Here is a 9,272-nt window from a genome sequence, read left to right as displayed (position 1 = left end):
CAATGCCTGGCTAAACATATTGCTAGGGCGTGATATTTTTTATGCAAATGTTCTATTTCTGCCATTTTTACTGCGCTAATTTAGCAAAGCATTTATGTGTTTGAAATGTTAATAATGAGCTCAATGTTTTTAGTATGCCAGCCAGGCTCTCTGCGTCAGCTTGGTGTTTGTTTGGTAAATATTTCTAAATAATGTTACTTTAACAGCTGTGTCCTTTCTTTATGTTTAAATGGTTTGCAACAAGTTATACAATGCATTTAGTTGACTCTTCAGCTCTTTGCAATGACTTGAAGTTTAAGGTTTTATAAAACTCTTGAATTGCACGCCAATGCTGAATTTGTTTTTTTAATTATGATCAATAAAAAAATATTGCTCATCGGAGTTTTGACGGGACCAAAATGTGGCGAGCTCTCAGCTAATCTACTAACCAAAGAAATTTTAAAATCAAATTTTCTACACCTTAATGCCATTGACATTAATTTTCTGGATTCTATAGATCAAGCATCAACGAACGGCCAATTGTCCTTGAAAAAAATTATTAAAATTTCAAGACTAGCACCTCGTCTGTTTTTTATTTTCAATACCGATATAGTTTACCTGGTGCCAGGTCTTAGTGTATTTGGGATTATCAAAACCCTCCACTTTTCTATATTAGCCAAAATTTTAAGAAAAAAAATTGTTTACCATTTTCACGGAAGTAAAATATTTCTTCTGTTAAATGATTCACGTAAAAATTTTGCGTTAAAAATTCTATTACACTTTTTTTTGTCGCTTCCCTCAAAATTATTTGTTTGCTCGAGCATTCTAGCTAAAGAGTTGTCAGCAAGAATGTTAAGACCAAATGTTGTAATGAGCCTTCCTAATCCGGTTAACATACCGCTAATCATAAATCAAACCAAGTTCAATGAAAAGGTCTTAAATGTGATATACTTTAGCAATTTAATGAAAACAAAAGGCATATATAACTATCTTCGCGTCGTAGAAAATATGAACACTAATAATAACGTTAGATTCCACATTGCGGGCGGCGGTAATGATATTTATATTATTCGAAAGATTAGAGAGATTGAAAATAAATATGGCAATTTAGAATTTCATGGATTATTAGAAGGCCAAGCAAAAAATAAACTATTAAATAATTGCTCCATCATGGTTCTGCCAACAATGTATGCTCAGGAAGCCTTGCCAATATCAATTTTAGAATGCATGTCTTATGGAATGGCAATTATTTCTTCTAAGATTGGTGGAATAGAAGAAGTAGTAAGTCACAATAAAAACGGCTTTTTAGTAGACCCTAAAAACATTTGTCAAATCACATCCTTTATTGATAGATTGTTGAATGATAGGATTATATTGGAAGAATTCTCAAAGGGCAGTAGAAATTGTATTATAGAACGTCATAATATAGACGAGTACGCAACAAAGTTACTTTCTATTTTTTATGACAATTAGACCAAAACTGATGTATTTTAGAAACCTCAAGCATCAATTCATCTTTCCCAAAAGGATACCTTTAGAGGCTTCTAAGTTTTTGGTTGTATCTGAATTTCCCAAATGTGGTGGTTCGTGGCTTTCATGCATTTTAGCGAATCTTTTAAACTTTCATGGTAATAGTTCTGGAAAATATATTCATCCATTCAATATGTATTCAAGAGTCGTAGATATTGACTTAGCTAAAACCTCTAGAGGTAAGTCAATTATGCTTCATGGCCTAAGCCCTGATTCCTATTTAATAAAAACTCATGCACCTTTCTCAATTAACTTTCAAAGGATTGTTTGTTTATACCGAAATCCTATAAACGTATTTCAATCCTACTATAGAATGTGTCTGTCGCAGAACATAATAAAAGATATGAGTCCACTCGCTTTCGTTAAACACAGAAAATTTGGCGTAAGTGCATATAACAGATTTTATGTCAGTTATTTAAACTCTTCTGAAAATTCAAAAATTCAATTTGTTGATTATGATGACCTCAAACGCAATACAGCTGCTATTGTTAGTCAAATTAGCAACATTTTTTTACCAAATAAAATTACTCAAACTGATGTGACTAAATTTATCCAGCTTGCCTGCCTAAAAAATTATATAGAATTAGAAAAATCATATTTACGCTTAGATCCTCGGCGAGAAATGTTGCATAAATCGCTTAAATCAGTCAATTCATTTAATTTTATGGGTGATTCAAGACTTCCTGTTGATTGGTCTCAGAGTATAGATCAATATATTATTCGACAAACGTCGAAAGTTTATGATTCGTTGCGGCATAGTTGTAGCCAAATAGTTAATTAATATCATGCTTACTTACATATTTTCAATAGCACTCTTCTTAGTCATTGCATCCTTATCTGCTAAAAGGAAATTTTATGCTCTTGTAATAGCCTCAACTTTCACTATTGCATCCCAGATCTTTTTCATTCTGTCTATATACACGAATGTTTTTGATTCAGATATTTTTGATATATATATGATTGTATTTAATCTTAGACAAAGAGATTTGTTGAACCTTGATTTTTTACTGCTTGGCAGCTTTTACTTAAAGTTAGCAATTGTATATTTTCTCATTTATTTATTAGCAGTATTCTTTTTTGCAAAAATTACATATATGAAGAATGCATCTTTACGCATTTATTCTTTCTATGATAATATATTTAATGCTGCGATTAAGAAGTCAAAAAATTCATCTAGCATAGTGGCGGGCAGAGGATATTCAAAGCTAGTAATCATTGTTAAATATTTTCTATGCTTTGTTATTTTGGGCCATTTCTTACTCTTTTTGATGTCTGATGGATATTGGTCAAGCTATGAATATCTAGGAGCATATAAGCCAAACTTTTACTATGCATTTGCAAGAGTGAGCGCAGCAATTGCAAAAATCATACCTATATTAGCAATGGCCACCATTGCACTTCAGCAATTCTCGAAAAAATTGACGTTATTGTATTTAGTTTCTATATCTTGCTCTATCTTATTTTTAAGTTCACTCAACTCTAGATTTACGGGTTTAGTGGCTTTTATATTCATAATTACTGCGGCCAATAAATTTAAATTTAAAGATATGAATTCGCATTTATACAGAATAACAACATTTTTGTTTGCATTATTTTTTGCGGGTTATTTTTTATTAAATGCTTTAAAATTTCGCAGTATTTCACAAGGACTGTCAAATGTTTTCGATCTAAATACATTCCAGCTTGAAGAATCACTTGTTGTAATTTTAGTTTCTATGCTTACGTCAACTTTCAGTATCTATTCTGCGCTCCTTCAGCAAATAACTCAAAGTACAAACTATTTAATGTTTTCATTTTCACCACTACCATCTTTTTTGCATGGCTTAGATAGTAATTACTTTAATGATTCGGCTAGCAGGGTTGGTGTGTATTCACCCTCCCCTGGATATGTTGACATCATTACATCCCAGGATTATCTGGTTTTCATACCTTTATTTGCTGTTTTTTTTGCAATACCCATATTTTTAGCCTCTACTCCGGAAAAATATACGCATCATTTGAATAATAAAATTTTCTTTGTAGTTAGAAATATAATCAATATTGCACTTGGAGTTTCTCTCATGATTATGTCTCTATATCAGGTTCGTTTGTCTATGAGACTTGCATGGTTTTCAGTGATCTTGTTTTTGATTATTCCCTATTTTCTTGCTCCGCAGACTAATAAATCATCTATCTATTGACCATCCAAAACAAATACTCACCTTTGATGATTCATTGTTATTAAGTTGATGTTTAAATCAATTTGTTCAAGCAGCCTAAGGTTTGCCCCCGCCTTATTTTTAATCCCACTGTTATCCAGGGGATTAGGATCTTCGTTTTATGGTTCTTTCGTTACTCTAACTATAATTGGTGAAATTGGTAATCTATTTTTTGAATACTCTTTTAATTCGCTTCAAGCAAACCTAGTCGCCTCATCTACCAATATAAATGATAAGTACAAGCATCTGTTGGTCACTATTTATATTAAGATGGCTCTCTTTGTATTAATTCTTCCGCTTTCGGTATTGATTGCTAAAGCAATTTTTATTCATGAAGCGTTAAGTAGTTGGTGGGTAGTCATTTTTTTCGTTTTATTTTGCTCGTCTTCTGTATTTAATTTAAATTGGTGGTTTAAAGCAAATGCTTTTTTTCGAACTCAAATGATATCTGAACTTATTGTAAGGTATGCATTTTTGTTATTTGTATTGTTGTTGAACAATCAGGGTTTTAGCACCTCACTTTATTTTGAGATTGTATGCTTAGCCTATGCATCTATCTACTTTGCTGTGTATGGCTTTTTTTTTGTGAGGACATTACATACTATTCCCGTACTTAATTTAAAATTTTCTGTCGCCAACATTTTTTCAAATCTATCAAGAGGTTTTCCCTTCTTTTTGAGTTCTTCCTTGGGATCTTCAGTTTCTATGTTCCCACAAATTTTTCTTGCTGCTTATGCCTTGCCATCATATGCTGGTTACTTTGCACTAGCTTTTAGAGTTCAACAAACTGTAAAGGCATTATTTACACCTATTTTTTATAAATCGTTTCCACATCGAGTTAAGATTTCAGAATTTAATCCATCTATTAGTGCTCCATTATTGCTGTTTAGATTTCTTTCTGGCACCAGGTTTTTGCTGTTGTTGCAAATGGTATTATGTGCCGCAGTATTTGTTTTTTCTGATTATATCATCAGGGTTTTGGGTGGTTTGTCTTTTATCCCCAGTTCAACTATTTTGAAAGTTCTAGCGTTCACGCCAATTATTTATTCGCTTAATCAACTTCTTGGTGTTCAATCTGCAATAGCTTTAGGGCTAGGCAAGCAAAGTAACATTGTATTTTTAGTCTCTTCTGTGCTTTCGATTGCATCATTTTTTGTTGTGAGTCTGCAGCATGCTTCTTTATTGCCTTTTGTAGTGTTGGCATCTGAAATGCTCACATTTGGCTCTGTTTGCCTGCTCTTGTATGTATCAATTCGTAAAAATAATAAGAATGCCTTCTCTATGTAGATTTTATTTTACTGATTAGTTTCACGTGTGGAATTTTGCTGCTTGACTTTTCGCTTGCTTTGACAGTGATATGTCGATATATTTGTTTTTTTAATGAGCACAGTGTGAGATCAAGGTCCGCTGGGATGACCTAGCCAGCTCCCTGGCCGAGCGCTTCCCCAGGGCGGCAGAACTGATGATCGAGGCCCGTGAGGACGTGCTGGCGTTTCGCCACTTCCCTCCCCAGCACTGGAAGAAGGTCTGGAGCACCAACCTGCTCGAGCGCGTCAACGAGGAAATCAAGCGCCGCACCCGCGTGGTGGGGATCCTACCCAACGACGCTGCGATCGAGCGACTGGTGGGCGCAGTGCTGCTGGAGCAGGATGAACACTGGCAGCTCGAGGGCCGGCGGATGTTCTCCGCCGAGAGCATGGCCGAGATTCCGCCGCTGGATCAGCTCCCGGCCCAGCCCTCGCTCCTGGACGTCACGGCCTGAACCAACAACCAGCCCAGGCCCCAGCTGAGCGGCGGAGCAGCGCCCCCGCAGGGCGCAGTGACGTTGCTCAGCGTCCGGAGGCCGGCACCAACCAGCGAGGCAGAATTTCAGGCATAGCCAACAACCGAGCACCAATCCAGGCGAATGGCTTGACAAGTCAATCGTTTGGATTCATCGTGAAACAATTGGCACACATGCGCCTCACGAATGACAGCCCGTCGTTCATCCCTGTTCACCCTCAGATCAGGGTAATCGGGCCTCGGGTTTCATGCCACGGAAAGGGACGCGGCCCTCTACTGCCGAGCGCTGGATTGCCAGACCGGTAAGGGTGAGTTCCCGGGCTTCACCACCTATTCGGCTTGGCAAAGCTCCATCAATCAATTGGGTAGTGGCCAGCTGCAGCAGGTGATTGGTTTTGGGGATCCGATCAAAGCCTTTTCGGTGGTGCTCAACAACAGCTCAGAAGGGCTGGTTGGCAGTGTGCGCTCAGGCACTCTGGATTCCACCAATGTGTTCACCGGCAACCAAACCGGTGTTCATCTGGCTAAAGCCATGGCCTCGATACCTCGATTCGCACCCGAATCGACAACCTGATCCGCTGGGATGGCAATAGCGCCTTCTACGATCCGCTCAGCTTTTATGCCGTCGCCACCCAGCGCATCCACATCAATGATGAACGCTCCCCTTGGCGAATCGACTGTGACCATCGTCTGGGATGCCGACGGCGCGCCTGCCGAGTTGCGGGCCCAATGCGGACGTTTGGCCCGTCAGCTGGCGGAGGAGCACTTCAGCCAAGACGCCGTGTTGAAGAGCTTTGAAAAGCAGCTACTGGCTTTGCACGATTGAATAGCCTTGCCCCAACGAAGCTCTCAACCTTGATGCGTTCAACTTGGGGCGGTTTGTTTCGCCTGCATGGCCAGGACATTGCACGCCTGCAACGTCTGCTCGATCCCCTCGTTCTCACCCTGCTGTTCCTGGGTTTCGACTCTGGTAGTCGTGGGCTGGGCAGTGAAGCCTGGATGCCTTTCTGGATCCTCGTGCCGCTGACGGCGATCCTGATTCTTCCCCTTGCCGGGCTCTATTCCAGCTATCGGCACCGCAGTCTGCGAGTGCTGATCCGCCGGATCACAACCTCCTGGTTGTTTGTGCTGAGTCTTCTGCTAGCGGCAGCTTTTCTCAGCAAAAGTTCAGAATCGTTTTCGCGTCTCGAAAGCAGCCTTTGGGCCTTCAGTGGTTGGTTGTGGTTGTTGTCCACGCATGTGTTGCTGCGCAAGTGGTTGCGATGGCACCGAAGTCAGGGAGGCAACAGCCGCACCATTGTCTATTGGGGTCTTCCTGATGCGGCTGAGGCTTTTGCTGAGCAGATCGCCAGCAACACATGGATGGGGTATCGGATCATTGCCTGGTTTTCGCCGGTACCAACACGGCCGGATCAACATTCGCAGAATTTGCCCAGCTGTTCCGGTGGCTTGCGAGAGCTGCGTGATTGGTTGAATAGTCATGATGTCGACCGCTTGGTGTTCAGTCACGTCACCCGTGATGGCCTGGGGATGGATCAGATGGTCCAATTATTTGGAGATTGCTCCATCCCGATTGTCTATGCACCGCACTGGGCGCATCCCACGATGCGCTTCACGGTCGACAGCATCGGCACACAGCCCTGTATTGATCTCTGGGGAAATGAGCGAAGCCTGCTTGATCGCCAACTGAAACGTAGTTTTGATCTCGTTCTCACTGGCATCGGCGTGGTGTTGATTGCACCGTTGCTGCTGGTGATTGCGATTGCCGTGAAGCTTTCAAGTCCAGGCCCTGTCTTTTACATGCAGGATCGTTATGGCCTGGATGGAAAGCGGTTCAAATGTTTCAAGTTTCGCAGCATGCGTGTGCTCGATTCTGCTGATCAAGCAGTGGTGAAGCAGGCCACGGCTGATGATCCGCGCATCACGCCTGTAGGAGGTTTCCTGCGCCGTTGGAGCCTGGACGAGCTGCCGCAGCTGTTCAATGTGCTCCGTGGTGACATGAGCCTGGTGGGGCCTCGCCCCCATGCGGTGCAGCACAACGAGCTCTACCGCAGGGTGATCCCCGGTTACATGCAGCGCCATGCCTGCAAGCATGGGATCACGGGTCTTGCCCAGGTGTCTGGTTGGCGCGGTGAAACGCGTGTGTTGTCAGACATGGAAAATCGCATTTATGCCGATCTCACCTATCAACGTGAATGGAGTCTGAAGCTTGACATCAAGATCCTGATCAAAACCTTCCTGCGGCTTCGCTCCGGAAATGCCTATTGAGTGGCAGACCTGTCCGCCGGATCCTTTGCTGTGGATCCAATGGCGTGAGCCTCTGCTCCAGCTGCTGTTAACCCCCTGGCTGTTGCTGCCCTTGCTGGCGATCGGTTTTGGCCTTGTGCTGTGCTTGTTGCCATGGTCACTGCCGTGGCCATGGCGTGCGCTGCTGTTTGCGACTGTTGTCTTGCTCAGCAGTGGGATCTATTCCCCAGTTGCCACCGATCTGATGAGCCGCTGGCTGACTGCTCAGCAGCCAGATGCCGTCGTTACGGCTTCTCACCGTTCTATACCCTTGGCTGTGTTGCTGGGGCGTGGTCCCCAGATCCCCCAGGCCACCACCGCTGAAGCTGCGCGTCAACTGCACAGCAATGCCGTGGCGGCTGTGTATGTGTCGGGTGATCAGCCCAGCACGGCCCAGCGCTTGCTGAGGCTCGGGGTGCCGCCAGAGCGGGTCGCCGGTGATTCCTGCTCCCGCACCACCTGGGAGAACGACACCAACACCTCGCTGTGGTTACAGCGCCACCATCCAGGAGCAGCAGTGCTGTTGATCACCGACCCCTGGCAGCAGCCGAGGGCAGCGTGAGCCTTTGCCCATCAGGGTCTCACCGTGTGGCCCCTCGCAGTGGAGCCTCGTCTCAGTGCCCGTGAACGCAACCGGCTGGTGTTGCGCGAAACCGCAGGTACCTTGCTTTATCGCTTGCAAGGTCGGATGTAGGCAGGGACGGCCCTGAATACCTCCTACTCATCTGCGTGCTCGCCTTCCGCAGCTGCATTAAATCAAGCCTGTCTACACACATCGCCGCCGTGGCTCTCAACATCCCAATCCGGAGGCAGATCGCCTGGCCGCACAGGTGGCCTGCCTCGCTAGAGAAATCAAAATGGATGTTGTGATCCTGGCCCTCAAGGAACGCCTCCAGCGTTCGCTGATCTATCGTCTTGATCAAATTGCCCTGCGCTGTGCGGCTCGACCGAGCATGGATCGCCGCAGCGCTGATGAGATCTGCGGCTACGACGCCAGCGGCCTTCCCTCCTGATGGGGATCGATCACTCAGCCGTTCTGGCCATCCTCCAGAACGAACCGGAGCGCCCTGCCTTCGATGCAGCTATCGCCAGTGCCGATCACCGCGCCTTGTCGGCCGCATCCCTTGTGGAACTCTCGATCGTGATCGAGGCTCGGTATGGCTCTGATGGCCAAGGAGATCTGGATCTGTTGCTCAGCACGGCACAGATCAACATTGTGAACCTGGATCGCCAACAGGCCAAAATCGCACGCGCAGCCTTCGCGCGGTACGGCAAGGGTCGTCATCGCGCCAGCCTCAATCTCGGCGATTGCTTCTCCTATGCCCTGGCCCAGTGGCTCGAGCAACCCCTGCTGTTCAAAGGTGATGATTTCTGCAACACCGATCTCCAGCCAGCCTGCCTGTGACATGAGGTGTCGTTCAGCTCTCACAGCAGCAACCGCACCTACTGCGCTCGGCATGCCGGAGACGACTTATTCCTAAAAGCCGGTACTTAGGC

The 9,272-nt window shown here is 44.3% G+C and carries 11 protein-coding genes; all 11 read left to right on the top strand.

Going from position 1 to position 9,272, the window contains the following annotated elements; all coding sequences use genetic code 11:
- Positions 1-318 precede the first annotated feature (318 nt).
- The 11 genes from SynA1544_RS12235 to SynA1544_RS12185 all read left to right on the top strand — a co-directional run bounded on the left by SynA1544_RS12235 (position 319) and on the right by SynA1544_RS12185 (position 9,180).
- The gene (locus SynA1544_RS12235) at positions 319-1,452 is read left to right on the top strand and encodes a glycosyltransferase family 4 protein (RefSeq protein ID WP_186513956.1); all 1,134 of its coding nucleotides are present in this window, start codon (positions 319-321) and stop codon (positions 1,450-1,452) included.
- The gene (locus SynA1544_RS12230) at positions 1,442-2,290 is read left to right on the top strand and encodes a sulfotransferase domain-containing protein (RefSeq protein WP_370594069.1); all 849 of its coding nucleotides are present in this window, start codon (positions 1,442-1,444) and stop codon (positions 2,288-2,290) included. The genes SynA1544_RS12235 and SynA1544_RS12230 overlap by 11 nt, the downstream gene beginning before the upstream one ends.
- Positions 2,291-2,498: 208 nt before the next feature.
- Entirely contained in the window at positions 2,499-3,689 is a 1,191-nt protein-coding gene (locus SynA1544_RS12225; protein WP_186513951.1) for a hypothetical protein, read from the top strand.
- A 48-nt stretch (positions 3,690-3,737) separates the two neighbouring features.
- Complete coding sequence (locus SynA1544_RS12220; protein WP_186513950.1) at positions 3,738-4,994, top strand: hypothetical protein; 1,257 nt, start codon at positions 3,738-3,740, stop codon at positions 4,992-4,994.
- A 109-nt stretch (positions 4,995-5,103) separates the two neighbouring features.
- On the top strand, positions 5,104-5,469 hold the full coding sequence (locus SynA1544_RS12215) for a transposase (protein WP_370594114.1): 366 nt from the start codon (positions 5,104-5,106) through the stop codon (positions 5,467-5,469).
- Positions 5,470-5,850: 381 nt separating this feature from the next.
- Positions 5,851-6,063, top strand: coding sequence for a hypothetical protein (locus SynA1544_RS12210; RefSeq protein WP_186513949.1), 213 nt, complete (start codon positions 5,851-5,853; stop codon positions 6,061-6,063).
- A gap of 78 nt (positions 6,064-6,141) precedes the next feature.
- Positions 6,142-6,315: a hypothetical protein gene (locus tag SynA1544_RS12205; RefSeq protein ID WP_186513948.1), complete on the top strand. Its 174-nt coding sequence runs from the start codon at positions 6,142-6,144 to the stop codon at positions 6,313-6,315.
- 32 nt (positions 6,316-6,347) lie between these two features.
- Complete coding sequence (locus SynA1544_RS12200; protein ID WP_255477626.1) at positions 6,348-7,757, top strand: undecaprenyl-phosphate glucose phosphotransferase; 1,410 nt, start codon at positions 6,348-6,350, stop codon at positions 7,755-7,757.
- A complete protein-coding gene (locus SynA1544_RS12195) occupies positions 7,747-8,337 on the top strand; it encodes a YdcF family protein (RefSeq protein WP_255477625.1) in 591 nt (196 codons plus the stop codon). The genes SynA1544_RS12200 and SynA1544_RS12195 overlap by 11 nt, the downstream gene beginning before the upstream one ends.
- A gap of 295 nt (positions 8,338-8,632) precedes the next feature.
- The gene (locus SynA1544_RS15105; RefSeq protein ID WP_370594068.1) at positions 8,633-8,788 is read left to right on the top strand and encodes a hypothetical protein; all 156 of its coding nucleotides are present in this window, start codon (positions 8,633-8,635) and stop codon (positions 8,786-8,788) included.
- Positions 8,788-9,180: a type II toxin-antitoxin system VapC family toxin gene (locus SynA1544_RS12185; RefSeq protein ID WP_186513947.1), complete on the top strand. Its 393-nt coding sequence runs from the start codon at positions 8,788-8,790 to the stop codon at positions 9,178-9,180. Before SynA1544_RS15105 ends, SynA1544_RS12185 begins: the two co-directional genes overlap by 1 nt.
- Positions 9,181-9,272 lie beyond the last annotated feature (92 nt).

The organism is Synechococcus sp. A15-44, from assembly GCF_014280115.1.
Taxonomy (GTDB): Bacteria; Cyanobacteriota; Cyanobacteriia; order PCC-6307; family Cyanobiaceae; genus Parasynechococcus.
Note: the sequence above shows the minus strand (reverse complement) of the source record. Positions and strands in the feature narration are given on the sequence as shown.